This is a genomic window from Pedobacter terrae (assembly GCF_036946585.1).
Lineage (GTDB): Bacteria > Bacteroidota > Bacteroidia > Sphingobacteriales > Sphingobacteriaceae > Pedobacter > Pedobacter terrae_C.
The window spans coordinates 147,162-165,380 of the sequence record NZ_JAQIIV010000004.1; the positions used below are offsets into that span (position 1 = coordinate 147,162).

16 protein-coding genes are annotated in these 18,219 nt (G+C 38.9%); 11 read left to right on the forward strand and 5 right to left on the reverse strand.

Annotated elements, in window-relative coordinates:
* The first annotated feature begins 5 nt into the window (after window positions 1-5).
* The 5 genes from PGN18_RS07825 (at window position 6) to PGN18_RS07845 (ending at window position 5,847) form a co-directional block, all read left to right on the forward strand.
* Entirely contained in the window at window positions 6-992 is a 987-nt protein-coding gene (locus PGN18_RS07825) for a hypothetical protein (protein WP_335318887.1), read from the forward strand.
* Window positions 993-1,004: 12 nt separating this feature from the next.
* On the forward strand, window positions 1,005-1,490 hold the full coding sequence (locus PGN18_RS07830) for a PAAR-like protein (RefSeq protein ID WP_335318888.1): 486 nt from the start codon (window positions 1,005-1,007) through the stop codon (window positions 1,488-1,490).
* 2 nt (window positions 1,491-1,492) lie between these two features.
* On the forward strand, window positions 1,493-4,168 hold the full coding sequence (locus PGN18_RS07835; RefSeq protein WP_335318889.1) for a hypothetical protein: 2,676 nt from the start codon (window positions 1,493-1,495) through the stop codon (window positions 4,166-4,168).
* A gap of 84 nt (window positions 4,169-4,252) precedes the next feature.
* Complete coding sequence (locus PGN18_RS07840; RefSeq protein ID WP_335318890.1) at window positions 4,253-5,116, forward strand: hypothetical protein; 864 nt, start codon at window positions 4,253-4,255, stop codon at window positions 5,114-5,116.
* Window positions 5,117-5,184: 68 nt separating this feature from the next.
* Window positions 5,185-5,847, forward strand: a complete 663-nt coding sequence (locus PGN18_RS07845) for a hypothetical protein (protein WP_335318891.1) — start codon at window positions 5,185-5,187, stop codon at window positions 5,845-5,847.
* Window positions 5,848-5,930: 83 nt separating this feature from the next.
* Here the strand turns inward: PGN18_RS07845 and PGN18_RS07850 are convergent, their stop codons facing one another.
* The gene (locus tag PGN18_RS07850) at window positions 5,931-6,824 is read right to left on the reverse strand and encodes a LysR family transcriptional regulator (RefSeq protein WP_335318892.1); all 894 of its coding nucleotides are present in this window, start codon (window positions 6,822-6,824) and stop codon (window positions 5,931-5,933) included.
* Window positions 6,825-6,900: 76 nt separating this feature from the next.
* On the opposite strand from PGN18_RS07850, the gene hutH reads away from it, so the two are divergent.
* Window positions 6,901-8,436, forward strand: a complete 1,536-nt coding sequence (gene hutH / locus PGN18_RS07855; protein WP_335318893.1) for a histidine ammonia-lyase — start codon at window positions 6,901-6,903, stop codon at window positions 8,434-8,436.
* Between the two features lie 18 nt (window positions 8,437-8,454).
* Window positions 8,455-10,455, forward strand: coding sequence for a urocanate hydratase (locus PGN18_RS07860; protein ID WP_335318894.1), 2,001 nt, complete (start codon window positions 8,455-8,457; stop codon window positions 10,453-10,455).
* 346 nt (window positions 10,456-10,801) lie between these two features.
* Here PGN18_RS07860 and PGN18_RS07865 read toward each other — a convergent pair whose 3' ends face one another.
* Window positions 10,802-13,297 (reverse strand): PAS domain S-box protein, encoded by a 2,496-nt coding sequence (locus tag PGN18_RS07865; RefSeq protein WP_335318895.1) that lies wholly within the window; start codon window positions 13,295-13,297, stop codon window positions 10,802-10,804.
* 88 nt (window positions 13,298-13,385) lie between these two features.
* Complete coding sequence (locus tag PGN18_RS07870; protein WP_335318896.1) at window positions 13,386-14,288, reverse strand: LysR family transcriptional regulator; 903 nt, start codon at window positions 14,286-14,288, stop codon at window positions 13,386-13,388.
* A gap of 18 nt (window positions 14,289-14,306) precedes the next feature.
* On the opposite strand from PGN18_RS07870, the gene PGN18_RS07875 reads away from it, so the two are divergent.
* Together PGN18_RS07875 and PGN18_RS07880 are read left to right on the forward strand one after the other, a co-directional pair.
* Window positions 14,307-15,017, forward strand: coding sequence for an NAD(P)H-dependent oxidoreductase (locus PGN18_RS07875; RefSeq protein ID WP_335318898.1), 711 nt, complete (start codon window positions 14,307-14,309; stop codon window positions 15,015-15,017).
* Window positions 14,989-15,273 carry a putative quinol monooxygenase gene (locus PGN18_RS07880; RefSeq protein WP_335318899.1) on the forward strand — a complete coding sequence of 95 codons (285 nt, stop codon included), beginning with the start codon at window positions 14,989-14,991 and terminating at the stop codon, window positions 15,271-15,273. Before PGN18_RS07875 ends, PGN18_RS07880 begins: the two co-directional genes overlap by 29 nt.
* On the opposite strand, the gene PGN18_RS07885 is transcribed toward PGN18_RS07880, so the two are convergent.
* Window positions 15,274-16,125, reverse strand: coding sequence for an EamA family transporter (locus PGN18_RS07885; RefSeq protein ID WP_335318900.1), 852 nt, complete (start codon window positions 16,123-16,125; stop codon window positions 15,274-15,276).
* A 115-nt stretch (window positions 16,126-16,240) separates the two neighbouring features.
* Complete coding sequence (locus tag PGN18_RS07890; protein WP_335318901.1) at window positions 16,241-16,588, reverse strand: hypothetical protein; 348 nt, start codon at window positions 16,586-16,588, stop codon at window positions 16,241-16,243.
* Window positions 16,589-16,706: 118 nt separating this feature from the next.
* Between PGN18_RS07890 and PGN18_RS07895 the strand changes: the two genes are divergently transcribed.
* Together PGN18_RS07895 and PGN18_RS07900 are read left to right on the forward strand one after the other, a co-directional pair.
* Window positions 16,707-17,237 carry a superoxide dismutase family protein gene (locus PGN18_RS07895; protein ID WP_335318902.1) on the forward strand — a complete coding sequence of 177 codons (531 nt, stop codon included), beginning with the start codon at window positions 16,707-16,709 and terminating at the stop codon, window positions 17,235-17,237.
* Window positions 17,238-17,350: 113 nt separating this feature from the next.
* On the forward strand, window positions 17,351-17,884 hold the full coding sequence (locus tag PGN18_RS07900) for a biopolymer transporter ExbD (protein WP_335318903.1): 534 nt from the start codon (window positions 17,351-17,353) through the stop codon (window positions 17,882-17,884).
* The last annotated feature ends 335 nt before the right edge of the window (window positions 17,885-18,219 follow it).

The window sequence follows — 18,219 nt, forward strand, 5'->3', positions numbered from 1 at the left end:
CGGTTATGGAAAAAGTAAGTAGCCTTTCAAATTCTGCAGCTCAGGGTAAAATTAAGCTCAATATCGATCATGCGATTGATTTTGCTCCCAGGCCACGTTCTACAAGGACCTATGGTATTACCATTAAATATTATGAAGAAGGCAATCAAGAAGCGACAAAAAGATTAGATTACCAGATACATCTCAAGGTTAACCAATTTAGGGATGAAAATAAAGTTTGGCAGTTATGTTTTGATAAAACAGAACTTTTCATAGATCGGCACGAACCCGATTTTGTGGGCGAACAGTTAGCCAGTATGGCCATGAGCGCCATTTATCCCTTAAAAGTTGATGTAAATTCGAAAAATGAAATATTCAGGGGAATTGTTAACCATAATGAGATTTTAGACCGCTGGAAACAGGTAGCCCAAAAGATCTCCGATAAGTATGAAGGCAAATATGCGGAACTATATTTAGAAAAGATGGAGAAAAAGATACTAGATAGGTTCGAGCTTGAATATGCATTAATGGCAGATATGTTCTGGAACGTGTTTTTTCATCCCCAGTATCTAAAATACGATGGTAACTTATCTCAACAGAGTACATTATTTTTCCCTGTTATAGCCTATAGGAATATGGCTTTTGAAGGTGTTCAGTCTGTTGAGCCTGATTATACCAATTATGGGACATTTAAAGTGAATTTTCACTCAGAAAGTGAACTACGTGAAGAGCAAAAAACACAAATGAGGCAGGAAGGGCCTTTAAAAATGAAATTAAATGCGGCCTTTGATTTAGATCAGAATGGAGCTTTGCTTAAACACGCGCGTGTAGATTGGGACTTATATAATAAAGAAAATGGCAAAGAGATAAGCATTAAACGTATAGCATTTTCTGCCTATGAAATCGAAAGCAACGTTCCGGTAATAGATCAGCAATTGTTAATTGAAGAGGGAAATAGCAGTTTTCCTGTTGAAAAGAAAAAAGGATTTTGGGCAAGGGTATGGGTTAAATAAAAGAGAAGAGAAATGTCACAGAAAGAAATCATTGTACAAGATGCCACCTGCCAATGCCAGTTTGGTACCACTACCGATAAATTGAAAGTGCTAACTCAGCAAAAGCATTATGTGAACGATAAAGATGGTGCACAAAAATTAATTGCGTCTCACGTAGATATCGGAATGACTTTTGAAAAAAACACCTTTGGCCAATGTAAACTTCAGCCAACTCCGGGTGGTTTTAAACCCTGTGTGCCAGCATTAACCGAATGGAAGGGCATGTATAAAGACATGGTGTTAATTAACAGTGGACAAGTTTTGGTAGAAGATAGTAAAGGTGTTTGCACCATCAGTGGTTCACCATGTATATTTTTTGCAAAAACTGGGCAGAAAGGGCAGCCTTCTCAGCAGAATATTGATAATGCTGATGAAGAGCAACAATCGCAGATTAATCCATTGGTGAATATGAAAGAGCTTGATAATGCTGATTTTTATGAATTTTTAAATGCTGAATAGTCATGCCAGATAAAATAGAAGATACAAGAGGATTGCAAAGCTGTTTCTGGAGGGAAAATGGCAAGCTTTATTCACTTAATAAAGGGATGGGAATTTACCTAAACGCCGAAAATAAAAACGAATTTGTAGTTGATGAAAGATGTGTAGGCAGAAAAACCACCAATCCTAAGCACACCATTGAAAATGCGAGATGGGCATTCATATATGATGTGTTTTTTCAAAGCCTAGAAAAAGCAAAGCCTGGCGAGGTCACCGATAATCTCTGGGGACCATTAAGCGGTGGAACAATCCCGGTAAGTAAATACGGATTGGGTCTTAAATATAAAGTTGGTAGCACTTTTTTATTTAATCCTTCGGGTTATAGCTACTATTACGGCTTTAAACAAAGAGTAGAACTTTTCAGCGAAAGTCCGGGTACCGGCTTTTATTTTTATGTGATACCTGTAACCAAATCGAACATCTGTTATGCCTACTTTAATAAAAGTGAAGATGTAAAGCGTTATGGCGATTTTGCAAACCTTGAAATCATGCTGCACGGTTATAACTTAGATAAGAAAAACAAATATCGCGGAAAAGTATACCTATTGGAAGAAGATAAGGCGAAAGGTTTAACCGGTACAGATGATTTTAAAAAAAATAATCTGTGGAAAGAACCAAAGGTTTTTACCATATCTAGGGATGCTGGAAGTTCAAGCAATTGCAATAGCTATTATAAAACTTCTTTTCCGATAGAAATCGCTTGGAAAAAGGATCAAAAAGCAAAGAAAAACTTTACAGTAGTACTCGAAATATATAAATATCATACCGAACCTGGATTAATATACGGCACAAATGAAAAAGAAGAACGGGTAGTTTTTCGGAACTTTGCCGATGAGCCTACGACTGATCTGGTTACTTATGATGCTAAAGTATTAGGATTAAAGGATATCGACAATAAATCATCTATTTCAAGCCGCTTTATCGTATCTGAAGAGTTGATGACCGACTTTTTGGACAGGATTGAAGCAAAAAAAGTAAATCAGATCCAGTACATTGGTGATATCAGGTATACCAAAAAGGAATTTGATCCCTGCGGTTATTCAAAAATCGTGATCAAAGATGATGGAGATAAAGAAAGAAGTGCTTTTACCTGCTTTGATGAAGACCTTTTAACCACAGGGGGTGACAAAACTGGTCAGCCGTTTTCCATCATTGCCGGAGAAAGGAGAAAAGACGTATCCATTACGGTAGAAAATTTGCATAATAAAAATGTACCGTGTAATGGCCTATTACTTCCAAGCGGACAAAAACATGATTCCCCTGACCATGTATTCTTATTGGATAGGGCCATTGCGGCAGAAAAAACAGACAAAGGCTACACTACTATTAAAGATCCTACGCAAGAGAACGATACTGATGTAATTCCGGATAAAAACAAGGCTCCTTCTGAGGACGTATCAGAAGTACAGGTTCTTCAAAGTGAATTTAAAGGTGATAACCAGATTGTTTTAAAGCTCAATTACATTTACAATAAAGTTTGGCTCGAAAGGAGCTTGGGGGATAACGCAGCTTCTGAATTTATGTGGATGTTCAACTATTTCTGGTTAAGCGATTCATTGGCGCAAAGTTATTATCTCCCAGTTAGCACTTGCAGATACCCGAACCAAATTGCCAAAATAAAGGTATATCCAGATATGGAATGGGAGTTTAGTTTAAAGCTATCTTCCGATACACCAGAGGTTTATTCGCACACAAATATGCCTGCCGGTGTTACTTCAAGGCAGAACAGGATAAAAACTTTGGCCGCTTCTAACAACCGCAGGTTTTTAAATGGTGAAGTATCATTCGATCTCGCTATTAAGGCAAAATCAGGTGATTTTACTAGGGAGATATCAGGCGGATATGCGGCAAAAATAGAGCCTTTTTTAAGGGCATTAATCAAGGTAAAAGAAACATTGGATGATATAACCGGTGTCACCAAAGCCAGAAATGGAATGGCGGCGAAACTGGCTTCAAAACTGCCGATAAAAATGTTGCCCATTACTTTCCAGATGGATTATCCGGTAATTTCGATTGCTGGAACCTGGAAACTTGAACCGGACAAGGAAAAAATATATAATGTAAGGAGAACAGGGACCATATCCCTTGGTTTTACCCCATTGATAAAAGGAACAGGTAAACTTGATCTAATTGCCTGTGCCGAATTTATTCCTGCTGCCGGGCAGGTAATCAAAGCAATACGTACCGCTGCCGATGTTGCTGGAATAGAAATTTGGTTTAACCTTCTTGCGTTCGGACAGATAGATTTAAAGGCAAATATAACATTGGGACAAGAGTATGGTATAGAACCCTTAGAGGCGGGTACTACTGTGGGTATCGGAGCTGAATTAGGGATCAAAGCGGCAGCTGATGTTCCAAAGATCAGTTTTAACTCACGTCCTTCGGACGAAGGTTTTGGCGTCGAATTCGAAGCATCTGCAAGGGGTGAAACCTCACTTATCTTTTCTGGTAAAACCGGTGCAAGCAACGAAGGAATGTATATTGAAGCTGGCATAGGATTTGGAGGGCTATTGGTTTATGTAACTGCAAAAGCAAAAATATGGAGGGCAAAAGTTGGGGTGGACAATGAAGCACACGAATTGGTAGAGCCTAAACCAGATATGCTTAAAGGACGTTATTACTATATTAAAAACAAATAAATGGGTAGAAAAATTATACTCGGCATCTCCATTTTAATTCAATTCTTGAATATTGGATGTCAGGCACAAAACGATAAAAAAACAATGGAACAAATTATTAGCGATATCAAATCCCAGGTAAAAACATATAGCGAGACACCAGTTTATACTGTTCAGATGAATAAACAAGGTTGCAAAATGGTGCTGGAAATGCAGGATAACGTAGATTATAGGATGGTGGAGAACAATGGCGAAAGTATGATGTTGCCGCTTAATGCAATGATTACAAAGAGCGGTCCACAAACGGCCATTGTTAAAATTTATCCAAAAGATGGAGAAGAATTTATATCCAAATATGCACATGTTAAATTAACTTTTTATCACGCACCCAATAAAAACAGCAGGTTGTCTGATTATAAAAAAATAACAGAATTTGAACTTCCTTCCGGATTGGAGGAAAAAAAACTTCCCTATTACGAAACCAAGATCCAGTTTGCAGCCACAGTACCTTTTGATTACAGTAATGAGTTGGCCGAAGCAAAAGACCTGAAAACTGTTCCCAACATTGAACAAAAAGTAGTAAAAAAATATAATGAGATACGCAGTGCTTGTGAGAACCTTGATTCATTGGCGTACAATAAATATCTGGTGCACTCTTCGGCCTTGGTTTACAATACAACATACACTAGTAAGGAGCATATCGCAGAAAAGGAAACTTCTGGTGATTTGCTTGCCCTTGTTGATCCGCAGGTAAAGAAAAGATCTTTTACTCCCATCCAGAACTACTCGGTTCAGTATTATGCAAGCGGAAAAATAGTAGCTTTATGGCAAAAAAACCATTCCCCTATTTTACATTTAAAAGGTGAAGTCGCTTCCTCTAAAGAAGGCTCAGAAGCGAAGTTATTTGAAGCAGGAGATCCAATTTTTTTATACATGCCAAAAGGCTCTGAGGTCCTTAAGGTTTGGTAGTAGCTAATGTTTCTCAGCCTATACTTCCAAAAAAATACTTATTTAAATAATTTTTTATATTAAAAAGTATGATCGCCAAAAAAATTTCAGTTGTCTTATTCTGCTATTTCATACTTTTTAGGTTTTATGCTGTTTGCTCATTATTCTATTCCTTCATTATACAGGCACCTAACAAAAGCCTAATAAGGAATACCAACGATGGTTATCAGCTGACCATTTTTCAACTCGAATTTTATTTTTTTCTTATTATTTTATATAGTTTCAGGCCGTCGCGTTTTAAAAAAACGATTGCTAAAAGCTATAAACAGAATGGAAATGAAACAACCTCAAAAAAATCTTTTTTCTGGATTGTCTATATTGGTATGCTACTGGCCGTTTTTGGAATACCTTTATTAATATTAAAAGATTCAATAGCTGGTGTATTTGAAATAGTTACGGTAGCCAACCAGTATATTATTGAAAGCTTTGGTTTATTGGTAATGGCCGTTATTTTTATTGGATTAAATCTGATGGGCTTTTACTACGATTTCGTAAATGCGTTTGATCATGCCAAGACTCAGTTTTTCAGGTCTTTGTTTGCGTTTATGTTAACTGTTCCGATTTCAGCTTTTTTGTACCTTATTTCAATTGTATTACAGAAAAAAGCCGACGCATTAATCATAATCTGTTTGGCCTTTAACCTTTCTTTTCTGTATCTTACATTATTAGGTTTCTGGAAACAAAGAAAATAACACTTTGGCATTAAAATTTAGATTTCAATCCGTTTCAAAATCTAAAACTTTAGCCTAAAAAGACTATTGTATTTTTGGTTATATCAAACCTTATCTCTCAACAACAATTTAATCACATTTTTTAGTGCAGGATTCCGGTTAGATTCTTTCCAGATCATGTACAGTTCTGTTCGCTGCGGAATATGGGTAAGTTCTACAAATTTTACGTTTTCCTGGTAGCCATATTGTAAGCCGGTTGGTACAATGGCAATCCCCAAACCTTCCTCTACCAATTTAAAAATGGTAAGCGCATTAACCGATTTATGATAGGTTTTGGGCTTAAACCCATGATCCTCGCAAATGCTCATCATCAGGTCATAATAGAAGGGGCTATCATCACTCGAGAAAAAGATAAAAGGTTCATTGCCCAGTTTTTTTACCGCTTCATAACTGGCCTTTTTCATTGGGTGACTTTTAGGCAATACCAGCGAGAAGGTATCCTGATGGATCATGTGTTTAGAAATGCCTGATTTAAACTGTTGCATTCTCACAAAACCGATATCAAGCATATCTTTTTCTAGTAATTCAACCTGCAACTTATTGGGCATTTCATCCAGATTGGTGCTGATCTCTGGAAAATCTTTATTTAGTTTGAAAATTACTTCCGGTACAATTTTTTGTGCTGCTGAACCTAGAAAGCCGATGTGGAGTTCGCCCTGTTTACCTTCATTAATATTGCTGATCTGTTTTTTGATATTTTCGAGATGGCTGAACAGAAAATCTACTTCACCTTTAAGGTAGAGGCCAGCTTGTGTAAGTGTTACTTTTTTTTTATTCCGGTCAAATAGAGGTGCATTAAAAATTTCCTCCATTTGCTTAATCTGCCGGCTTAGTCCAGGTTGCGAAATAAATAAGCGGTCTGCAGCCTTTCTAAACTTCAGTTCCTCTGCCAAAACCTGAAAGTATTTTAAATGCCTAAGCTCTATCTGATAACCCATGATTATTAACTGATGATGTAATTGGTATTTATAGGTATCAAATATAGGGCTTATTTTTGTTTAAAAACTTCATCGTATGAGTGCAAAGCATATTTTCAACTATGGAACTGATCATTTAACTGCTAAATTGGCTTTATCCATTAGTAATGGCGAAGTGAAAGGGATATTAAATGGAAGCACCAGAGAGAAAATACTTGAAAGCAGCAAGATAGTGGAACGGATTGCGGTTTCAGGTAAGGCCATTTATGGAATCAATACCGGATTCGGCCCGCTTTGTACTTCCATGATTTCGGCTGTTGATACCCGTAAACTGCAGGAAAATATTTTAAAGAGCCACGCTGTTGGTGTTGGTGAACCGATTGATAGTGAAATATCAAAACTGATGCTGGTGTTAAAATTACAAGCATTAGCAAAGGGATTTTCAGGCATCAAAATCGAAACGCTCGACCGAATGATCTGGTTTTTAGAAACTGGTGCGACGCCTGTAGTTCCCAAACAAGGTTCTGTTGGTGCTTCTGGCGATCTCGCTCCACTTTCTCATCTTTTTTTGCCCTTAATTGGCTTGGGTAAGGTTCATTATCATGGCAACGTTATCACCACAGCTGAACTGTTGGAAGAACACCAGATGCAACCTTTACAATTGGGGCCTAAAGAGGGTTTAGCGCTTATTAACGGGACACAGTTTATTGCTGCCCATGCTGTTATGGTGGTGCAACGTTTAGAGAATGTGCTGGAGTCGGCAGATATTGTTGCGGCAATGATGATTGAGGGCTTAAAAGGATCAGAAAAACCTTTTCATGCAGCGCTCCACCAGTTGCGGCCATATCCTGCAAATATTACCGTGGCAGAGCAGGTGCGTAAACTATTGGAGGGTTCGGAGATTATGAAATCGCATGCCGATTGCGCCAAAGTACAGGATCCGTATTCCTTAAGATGTATTCCGCAGGTGCATGGCGCTTCCAGAACAGCCTGGCTGCATTTAAAAGAAACTTTAGAAATAGAACTGAATTCAGTAACTGATAACCCGGTGATATTTAATGATGATTTAACCGTTAGCGGAGGCAATTTTCACGGTCAGCCATTAGCTTTGCCACTTGATTATGCTTGTTTGGCGGCTGCTGAAATCGGGAATATCAGCGATCGGAGAATTTATCTCTCGCTTGAGGGAAATACCCCTGGTGTGCCGAAATTGCTGATGAAAGAAACCGGACTAAATTCGGGTTTCATGATCGTACAATATACATCAGCAGCGCTGGCCAGCGAAAATAAAGGTCTTTGTTTTCCGGCTAGTGCCGATAGCATCCCCACTTCTTTAGGCCAGGAAGATCATGTGAGTATGGGTTCGATCAGTGGGCGTAAAGCGCTTCAGGTGATAGAGAATGTAGAGAAGATCTTGGGTATAGAACTATTCTGCGCTACACAGGCTGTTGACTACCATCATCCATTGAAGCCTGGTAGAATATTGGCTGCGGTACATGATTTCGTGCGTACTGAAATTGATCATTTTGAAGAAGACCAGATCATGTACGATAAGATGAATAATGCTATCGAAATGGTGCAGGAAGGTAAAATTGTAGCCATTGCCAGCAAAGCAGCGTTGAAATTAAATTAAGAATTTAATTTTCAGATTATGGATTTTAAAGCACAAGTACGGGCAGGCATTCCTTTAACGTTGCCGGCAAAAAGGGAAAGAAATCCCATGTTAAACCACGCTCCGGTAAGGAGATCGGTATTAAATGTAGAAGAGAAAAAACTGAGCATCAAAAATGCTTTACGTTATTTCCCACAAGCATGGCATACGGAACTGGCGAAAGAATTTTTGGCTGAACTGGAAAATTACGGACATATTTACATGTACCGTTTTATGCCCGACTATGCCATTTATGCAAGGCCTATAAACGAATACCCTTGTTTTACACCCCATGCGGCGGCGATTATGCTCATGATTCAGAACAATCTGGATCCTGCTATAGCGCAACATCCCGAGGAGTTGATTACTTATGGTGGTAATGGCAGTGTGTTTCAGAATTGGGCACAATACTTACTCACCATGCAGTACCTTGCTACTATGACCAATCAGCAAACGCTGAATATCTACAGTGGACATCCGCAGGGATTATTCCCCTCAAGTGCAGCGGCGCCACGTGTTGTGGTTACCAATGGCATGATGATTCCTAATTATTCTTCGTCCGAAGATCTTGAAAAGTTTAATGCCTTAGGGGTAACACAGTACGGGCAAATGACAGCGGGTTCGTATATGTATATTGGTCCTCAGGGAATTGTACACGGAACCGCCATTACTTTGATGAATGCTTTCCGTAGAAAAGGAATTTTTGGAAAAGATGTGGCGGGTAAAATCTTTTTAACGGCTGGATTGGGCGGCATGAGTGGAGCCCAATCCAAAGCTGGGAATACAGTTGGCTGTATTACGGTATGTGCTGAAGTAAATCCAAAAGCCGCAATTAAAAGGCATGAGCAAGGTTGGGTAGATGAGCTGATTGAGGATTTGGATGAGCTGGTACAGAGGGTTTTAATAGCGCAAAATGAAACACAAAGGGTTTCATTGGCCTACATTGGTAACGTAGTGGATGTTTGGGAACGTTTTGATCAGGAAGATATTGAAGTAACAATCGGTTCAGACCAAACTTCGCTGCATAATCCATATGCTGGGGGCTATTATCCCGTAGGTTTAAGTTTTGTTGAAGCCAATGAAATGATGGCCGAAGCGCCAGATCAGTTTAAAGTTTATGTACAGGAATCGTTAAAAAGGCAAGCAAAAAGCATTAACAATCATACAGTGAAGGGAACTTATTTTTTTGACTATGGAAATGCCTTCTTGTTGGAATGTAGCAGGGCGGGAGCTGATGTTATGGTACCAAATGGTAAAGATTTTAGGTATCCATCCTATGTGCAAGATATTTTAGGTCCGTTATGTTTCGATTATGGATTTGGTCCATTTAGATGGGTTTGTACCTCAGGAAATGAACATGACCTTGATTTAACTGATCGAATGGCTAAAGAAGTGATGGAAGAGCTAAAGCGAAATGCTCCGGCAGAGATACAACAGCAATTGCAGGATAATATCAATTGGATTAGTGCCGCAAAGGCAAACAGGTTAGTGGTCGGTTCGAAAGCCCGGATTTTATACGCCGATGCTGAAGGAAGGTCAAAAATCGCCTTTAGATTTAATGAAGCCATTAAAACTGGCGAATTATCAGCGCCGGTTATCTTGGGCAGGGATCATCACGACGTAAGCGGAACAGATTCGCCTTTTAGAGAAACCAGTAATATTTATGATGGTAGCAGGTTTACGGCTGATATGGCCATTCATAATGTGATTGGCGATAGCTTCAGGGGAGCAACCTGGGTTTCAATCCATAATGGTGGCGGCGTAGGCTGGGGCGAAGTAATAAATGGTGGTTTTGGATTGGTACTGGATGGAACTGAACAAGCTGCAGAAAAATTACAGAATATGCTTTTTTATGACGTAAACAATGGAATTGCCCGAAGGAGCTGGGCGCGTAATAAGGAAGCGCGCTTTGCTATAGAACGTGAAATGGCGCGAACAGCTAATTTGAAGGTTACACTACCGAATTTAGTTGATGATGGACTGTTGAATGATTTGATATAGTGTAGTTTTCAAATCAAATAGCTTTTGTTGTCATTCTGAACGCAGTGAAGAATCTTATCAAGGTACTTCGACTCCGCTCAGCGTGACAGCTTCGGATTACGCTCCCAAATTTAGTTGGTGAAAAGGTTTTACAAGGATTATAAATCTGTTAAATTTTTATTGGCGGGAAATACACCATGTCATTCTAAACGCAGTGACGAATCTTTTTAGAGAGAAAGATTCGTCGTTTCACTCAGAATGACAAACTAAATATAGGTCGTTTAAGTTATGCAACGACTATTTTTTCCAGCTAATACTTACCCGGTGAATACCTTAAGGATCATTGCGGTGAAAGCTGTATGGTAAATTAATTCAAAGGCAAAGTGAAATGAAAAACCGAACCCTTACTTTCTTCACTTTCCGCCCATATTCTGCCACCATGCCGCTCTATAATTTCTGCACTTAGGTAAAGCCCAATACCGAAACCCGAGATGGTATGGTTGCCCTGTACCCGGTAATAACGTTCAAAAAGCTTCTCGATATCTTCAGGTTTTATACCGATGCCCTCATCTTTGATCTGTACTTCAACCTCGGTATCACTTAATTTACAGCTTATTTCGATAGAGGTTCCATTGTCTGAATATTTTATTCCGTTACTGATCAGGTTAGAAATTACATTGCCGATTTTATCCCGATCTGCATAAATGTTGACCCCACAGGTTGGGTGTAATATAATTTGATGGGAAGATTGCGAAATATAAGTTTCTTCAATGGTTTCTTTCAGCAGGTCATCCAAATTAAAGTTTGTTTTTTCAATCAGCAGTTTGCTGGATTCCAAACGTGATACATTCAAGAAACCATTAATCATGGTAGTCATTTTTCTGATCTGGCTGTTTGTTTTTTCCAACGCGATTATTTCATAATTGTCATTATCTTTTTTTGCCTTGCGCTGCAAAACCTGTACAAAACCGTTAATGGCTGTTAATGGCGTTTTTAATTCGTGACTAACCATCCCGATGAAATCATTTTTGCGGAGCTCGTCTAATTTTTGCTCCGTAATATCGATAAAGAGACCGGAATATTCTGTAATATGGCCATGCTGATCCACAAATACCCTTCCCGTTGTCCTCACCCATTTGTCTTCGCCTGTAATTAAATTGGTTACTGGATATTCATCGTCACTTGAAGAATGACTATTTAATGCATTTACAAAGGACTTTTTCAAGATATCATGATAGTCGGAATGTACTGCGGTCATGATATTATCCATTTTGGCAGGCTCTTCAAGTGGTAAACCGAGTAAATTTTTAACAAATCCCGATACCGTAATTTCGAGCGTTTTAGGGTCGATGCTCCAGGTACCCATTTTCCCTGTATCAATGGCCTGAAGTAGCCTCTCCTCACTATCCGCTAATTTTTTTGTATACTGAATAAGGTCTTCATGTGTTTGGGCGAGTTCCTCGTTGGTCGCAGCCAATTCCTCATTTGCCGCAGCCATCTCGACATTGATGTCCTGAAGTTCTTCCTGATATATTTTTCGTTCCGTAATATCCGGACTTACCGTAGCAATCGCAGTTATTTCATCTGTTTCCTGATCTTTTATAGCAAAACCATTCCATTCAATCCAAAATGGGTTTCCTGTTTGTTCATTCCAGAATCGGATTTCTTGTTTGAAATTGATGCCCTGCAAAACGCCAGGTAGAAGTTTTTCAGCAAGGGATCTGTCTGCAGGAAAAATAACCTCCAGTATATTTCTGTTCGTAATATTTGCCCAGCCCAACTTGCTTAATCCAGCAGGGTTTAAATATTGAATAGACATATCCAAACCAACCAAAGCAATAAATTCCGAACTGGCTTCGATAAGTTTATTTAAATTTAAGCGCTCCAATTCGATTAATTTTCTTTCCGTAATATCAATACACGAACTGATATAGCCAGCGAAAGAACCATCGGCATGGAAACGTGGCGGACCACTAGCAAGTAGCCATCGGTAATCGCCTTTTTGGGTCAGGATTCTAAATTCTCCTGTAAACGGCTTTTTATCCCGTAGGGCTGAAAGATAAATATCTAAATACCGGTCACGGTCTTCAGGGTGGATCAGGTCAGCCCAGCCAAAGGCAAGCAACGCCTCCATCGATCTACCCGTTAAGTTTGTCCATGGTTTATTAAAATAAATCGCATTTCCAAACTCGTCTCCAACGGTGATGAAAATATCAGTTCCCTCTGCCATGGTTTTGAAACGTTTTTCGCTTTCAGACAATTGGTTAAACCGTTCCAAAACCCTTAACTCAAGTTCGTTATTTAAAACATGTAAAGTTTCTTGTGTCTCCTGTAATTCTTCATTTGTGGCTACCAGTTCTTCATTGGTTGCCGCAAGTTCTTCAACTGTGGCTGCAAGCTCCTCATTTAGTATCTGTTCCCGCTGTAATGCTTCTTCCTTCTTATGCTCCCTTTCTACGGCCTCACGTATCAATACGCGCTCACTTACATCAACCGCGGTATGTAAAATACAGATGGTTTTGCCTTCGTCGTTTTTGATGGCACGATATTCAAAATCGAAATAAAAGGTTTTTAACTCCCCGTCAATGATCAGGTCGGCAGCAGTATCCTTTCCCGAAATCACCAGGCCTTCCAGCCAAACCTTCCTGAACATCTCAATAAACGGCTGTCCTTTTAATTCTGGTAGGGCATCTTCAAGTGATTTTCCAATTACACTCCTATCTTTACCCCAAATTCTAAGCATCGCATCATTTGCAGTCTGTATGATGGCTGTTTCTCCAATATGAATTGCGGTTGCGGTATGGGTATAGTTAAAAACTTCTATTAATTGATCATTACTTAAAAAAGGACTGGACAGGCTCATTCTGGATTTTTACGGCGTGATCTAAAATAATTATTATACTTAAGTTTCAAAATAAAAAAGGCCTAAGTAGGATTTTCTTCAATATAAACTATATACTAACCATAACCTCTTTAAAAAGGTTTTTGATTAGGTGAATTTCTGATGCATATTGCGTATTTTTTCTACAGCCAAAGTACAACGTGTTGGTGAGCTTTGAGGTTCCTTCCCATATTACCTTTATTTTCTCCTCTTCAACTTCTTTTTTGCAGAGAAAATCGGGGATAATCGCCAGGCCTTTTCCTCCCGATAAGCAGCGGACAATAGAATTGAGGTTAGGTACAATATAGTTTGGACGGAAATCGGCATGTTTGCCAAAGTTAAGCTGCCAAAAACGTAACAAATGCTCCATATCACCAGCGGTGCCATACCACTTTTGCTGTTTTAACCAGTCCTCCATTCCTGACAGATCTTTCTTTTTAACCAGGGTATCAAAAGCTTGTACATCAGTTTCTATTCCACCTACTAAAACAATGGTTTCCGAAGAAAAAGCTTCATGTTCTACATTTGCCGAATTGCCTTTTTGAGGAGTAATAATGAGGTCTAAAATGCCTTTATCCAATTGATCCAACATTTCCGGATATTCGCCAAAACGGATAATAACATTAAAGGGTAATGTAGAGATATATTGCTCAAGAGTAATCTGAAAAGTTTCAAAACACATACCTACGCTAATGGTTGGGGTATGCTTCTCCGTACTTTTCTGGAAATGTTTTTCTGCATCCTCCAGTTTGGTCAAAGGTTCTACAATGAAATTGTACAATACTTTTCCTTTTTCAGTAGGAATCATTTTTCTGCCCGTTCGCTCGAACAATTTATAACCCACATAACTTTCTAAAGAACTTAAATGCAAACTTACCCCAGGCTGCGATATGAAAAGATTTTCTGCCGCACCAGTTAAAGTTCCGGTTTTATAAACCGCCTTAAAACTTCTGTACCACTCTAAATTAACCACGAGCTAACTATTATAATTATGATGCAAAGCTATGAATTAACTTATTTTAATGATGCCTCATATGGCTATAATTTTGTGTTACAAATAGCAAAAAACAAAATGGCAAAAATATTCATCATCAACGGAGGACAAAAATTTGGTCATTCCGGCGGCAGATTCAACCAAACAGTAGCTCAAGCTACACTTGATTTCTTCTCTTCACAAGAAGGATTCGAGATAAAAACAACCAATATTAATCAGGAATATGTACCGAAAGAAGAAGTAGCGAAGTACGTTTGGGCAGATATTATCATTTACCACACCCCAATCTGGTGGTTCCAGTTGCCACATGGATTTAAAAAATACATTGACGTGGTATTTACCGAAGGGCATAAAAATGGAATTTACGTTAGCGACGGGCGCAAAGCTGATAATCCAACCCGGAATTATGGAACCGGAGGCATGTTGCACGGTCGGAAATACATGGTTACATCATCATGGAATGCGCCCAAAGAGGCATTTACCTTGCCAGGAGAATTTTTTAGGGAAACCAGCGTGGATGATGGTGTCTTGTTCGGTTTCCATAGAATGAATGCCTTCACCGGAATGGAACAAATACCAGGAATTCATTTTCATGATGTAGAAAAGAATGCAGATATTAGAACTGCACTTAAATTGTACCAGGAACATTTAACTCAAAATTTTTTAAATACAGCAATACATGAGCATTTATTTAACAGCAATAATTAAAAGCAAGCAAGAAACCACATCAGAATTAAGAAAGATGTTACTGGATATGGTTGCAAATTCGCGTACGGAGGAAGCCTGTGTTCAGTATGATTTGCATGAGTCGGCAAGCGATCATACTTTTATTTTTCAGGAGGAGTGGAAAGATCAGGCAGGCTTGGATCTGCATAACAAGCAGCCATACCTTTTAAATTTTGTGGCGCATGCTGGTCGGTTAACTGATGAGATTGTGATCTATAAAACAGAAAAGATAGCCTGATTATTGTTTGGTATACTTGGTGGTTAAGGAGGAGCCTGTGGAAGCCACGACAACAAAAGCCACAGCAAAACACTCTTTTAAGCTGAGGTATTCCTGCAAAAAAACAAGTGCTGCTAATGAGGCCATAGCAGGTTCCAGGCTCATCAAAATACTAAAGGTACGCGGCGGAAGCTGTTTGAATGCTTTCATTTCCAGGGTAAAGGGTATGGCACTTGATAGTAGTGCAAGTGCTGTTCCTAATCCTATTAATTTAGGATTTAACGTGCTCAAACCACCACCAAAAATGCCAAAAGGTAATATAACCATTGTAGCAAATAACATCCCGATAGCAACAGCATCGCCTCCTTTCATGATTTTGGAAATTCTACCACCTAAGATGATATAACCCGCCCAAAAAACACCGGCCAAAAGCGCCAGCAGTACACCGTTTAAATTGAGTCCGGTTCCCGTCCAGGGGGTAATTAATACAATGCCGGTAGCAGCAAGTATCACCCAAAGAAAATCGATAGGTTTTTTTGAACCAAATATGGCAACCCCAAGTGGGCCAACAAATTCTAAGGTTACGCCTAAACCGATCGGGATTCGCGCTATGGCCATATAAAAAACCATATTCATTACCCCTAAACAAACACCATATAGGATTACGTATTTCCATTGTTTGGCATTTAATTTATATAAGTTTGGTCTAAAGGCGATGAGTAAGATTACGGCTGATAAACCAATACGTAAAGATGCGGTTGCAGCGGCCCCAATTTGCGGAAAAAGACCTTTGGCAATTGCCGCCCCACATTGCACACTGATAATAGACAGTAAAACAGCAGCTATGGGCGGGATATTGATTTTGCTCTTCATTCAGGGATTAGGTAGATGAGGCGCAAAATTAAGGAATTATAAACTGCCGGAAGTTTAAAATAAAAAAAGGAGAATCAGATTACGCTGCTTCTCCTTTTATCATATGCTGAGTTTATCAACAGAACAGTTCCTGTTCATCCCTGTTTTCTGTTGGGATTTTCTTCAAGAAATCATCAAATGCCGGACCTTCATTGTCAGAGTATGTTCCGTAAGCATCTAATACATACCCAATATTTTTTTCTTGATCTTCTATCAGATATAATACTGAATTGTCTGCGGGATCAGAATCTCCTTCGAAACGATAAGTTTTAACAATGGTCAAATCTTCGGGTTTATAAATTTTTCCGAGCGATTTACTTTGCATCTTGCCGTGATCAGACATTTTTAATTCGTTATCTTTTCCTTTCAGCCTCAATTTCTCCAAAATTTGACTTAAAGTGTTCATTTCATTTGGCTGTTCCATAGTTGTACTATTTTATATTAATGAAACAAGTGGCATGCAAAATGGTTTTGCCAGCATTCTTTTTAAAGCAAACTAAATGATTGCCAATGTGTTCTTGTTTAAACTAAATTTTAATCAAATGAAAAAATATCTTTTAAGCCTAATGATTGCAGGTGTGTCGCTTGTAAGTGCTTGTACCAAAACTGATAAAGAAGTTGCGCAGGCTACTTTAACCGAAACGGCTGATAATTCGAAAACCATTGGAACGGCAAAGTTTTATGAATTGAGCGATGGAAAAATTAAAATGGATATTGAAATGAATTTTGCAGCACGTGCAGATAGCAATGTAGCAGTACATTTTCATGAACATGGCGATTGTGGAAATATGGGCGAAAATACTCACGGCCACTGGAACCCAATTAAAGAAGCCCATGGTAAATGGGGATCGGCAGCCTACCATAGTGGCGATATTGGCAACATCAAGTTAGATGGTAAAGGACATGCTACACTTTCGGTTACTACTGATAGGTGGAATGTTAAAGATGGAGACATTAAAAATATTATCGGCAGGGGAATTATTGTACACGGCGGTACGGATGATTATACTACGCAACCTACGGGTAATTCAGGGCCTCGAGTAGGCTGTGGTGTGATTGAAGCAGTGAAGTGATTACATGCATAATCGTCGTTGATGACGACCTTTCTTAAGCGGTTAATTTTTAGCCGCTTTTTTTATGCAATTCGGTGAGGCCTGTCATCATCATTAAAAGAACCTGGATCATTATGGCAACGCTAAACGAATCTCAAAGCGGCAAGGCTGCAAAAGGAAGAACCAAAAAAACAACACCAAGGGTGGATCTTACCGCAATGGTAGACCTTATGTTTCTGTTAACTACATTCTTTATGCTCACTACAACGCTGAGTCAGTTAAATGCTGCAGACATTGCAAAGCCAATTAAGCCTGATATTGATGATTTTGCTCCTTTTCCCGAATCGCGTACCATGACCATTGTACTGGGTAATAATAATAAGGCTGTTTCTTATATGGGTACTATCGAAAAGGCCAATATGAAAGTGATGCCTGTGGCAGACCTCCAAAAAGAAATTTTGGCTAATAAACTATTGGTTGCAGCTACCCATCAGCATAATCCAGCAAAGCATATGATCGTAATCATTAAACCCGGTAAAATGGCCCTGTTTCAAAATTTTGTGGATGTGGTTGACGAAATGAAGATTGCAGATATTAAGTCCTATAGCATAGATGATAATCATTTCGCCGAAAAAGAATTGTCGTTTATGAAAACTAATGATCTTTAGTACAGCAAATAATGATTTTACTTATGGTGTTAGATGTTACCATCCGACACACTTCGAGAGACCAAAGGACGACAACTATATGGGGTGACTATTGAACGGCATCGTCCGACACAAAATCAGAAATAGGTAAAGAAAAAAGTTAAATATTATTTATTGTTTCTGGAAAACAAATGCAGTAGCTTTTTTTAATGCCTGTCCTGCTTTTTGCTTCAATCTTTTTTGCCTTCACTTTAACTGCGGTAAATGTTCATTTAGGGTAGCAAAAAAGGATTTTCGCGTCAATCACCTGCCCGTACAGGCGGGGGTTTAGATAGGTGATGTTGTTGCTCCTATTG

Coding starts and splice junctions, on each gene's coding strand:
- PGN18_RS07840 (WP_335318890.1), top strand. CDS start 4,253: ATGGAACAAATTATTAGCGATATCAAATCCCAGGTAAAAACATATAGC.
- PGN18_RS07875 (WP_335318898.1), top strand. CDS start 14,307: ATGATGCAAAGCTATGAATTAACTTATTTTAATGATGCCTCATATGGC.
- PGN18_RS07850 (WP_335318892.1), bottom strand. CDS start 6,824: ATGGGTTATCAGATAGAGCTTAGGCATTTAAAATACTTTCAGGTTTTG.
- hutH (WP_335318893.1), top strand. CDS start 6,901: ATGAGTGCAAAGCATATTTTCAACTATGGAACTGATCATTTAACTGCT.
- PGN18_RS07890 (WP_335318901.1), bottom strand. CDS start 16,588: ATGGAACAGCCAAATGAAATGAACACTTTAAGTCAAATTTTGGAGAAA.
- PGN18_RS07880 (WP_335318899.1), top strand. CDS start 14,989: ATGAGCATTTATTTAACAGCAATAATTAAAAGCAAGCAAGAAACCACA.
- PGN18_RS07825 (WP_335318887.1), top strand. CDS start 6: ATGGAAAAAGTAAGTAGCCTTTCAAATTCTGCAGCTCAGGGTAAAATT.
- PGN18_RS07865 (WP_335318895.1), bottom strand. CDS start 13,297: ATGAGCCTGTCCAGTCCTTTTTTAAGTAATGATCAATTAATAGAAGTT.
- PGN18_RS07830 (WP_335318888.1), top strand. CDS start 1,005: ATGTCACAGAAAGAAATCATTGTACAAGATGCCACCTGCCAATGCCAG.
- PGN18_RS07835 (WP_335318889.1), top strand. CDS start 1,493: ATGCCAGATAAAATAGAAGATACAAGAGGATTGCAAAGCTGTTTCTGG.
- PGN18_RS07885 (WP_335318900.1), bottom strand. CDS start 16,125: ATGAAGAGCAAAATCAATATCCCGCCCATAGCTGCTGTTTTACTGTCT.
- PGN18_RS07845 (WP_335318891.1), top strand. CDS start 5,185: ATGATCGCCAAAAAAATTTCAGTTGTCTTATTCTGCTATTTCATACTT.
- PGN18_RS07900 (WP_335318903.1), top strand. CDS start 17,351: ATGGCAACGCTAAACGAATCTCAAAGCGGCAAGGCTGCAAAAGGAAGA.
- PGN18_RS07860 (WP_335318894.1), top strand. CDS start 8,455: ATGGATTTTAAAGCACAAGTACGGGCAGGCATTCCTTTAACGTTGCCG.
- PGN18_RS07895 (WP_335318902.1), top strand. CDS start 16,707: ATGAAAAAATATCTTTTAAGCCTAATGATTGCAGGTGTGTCGCTTGTA.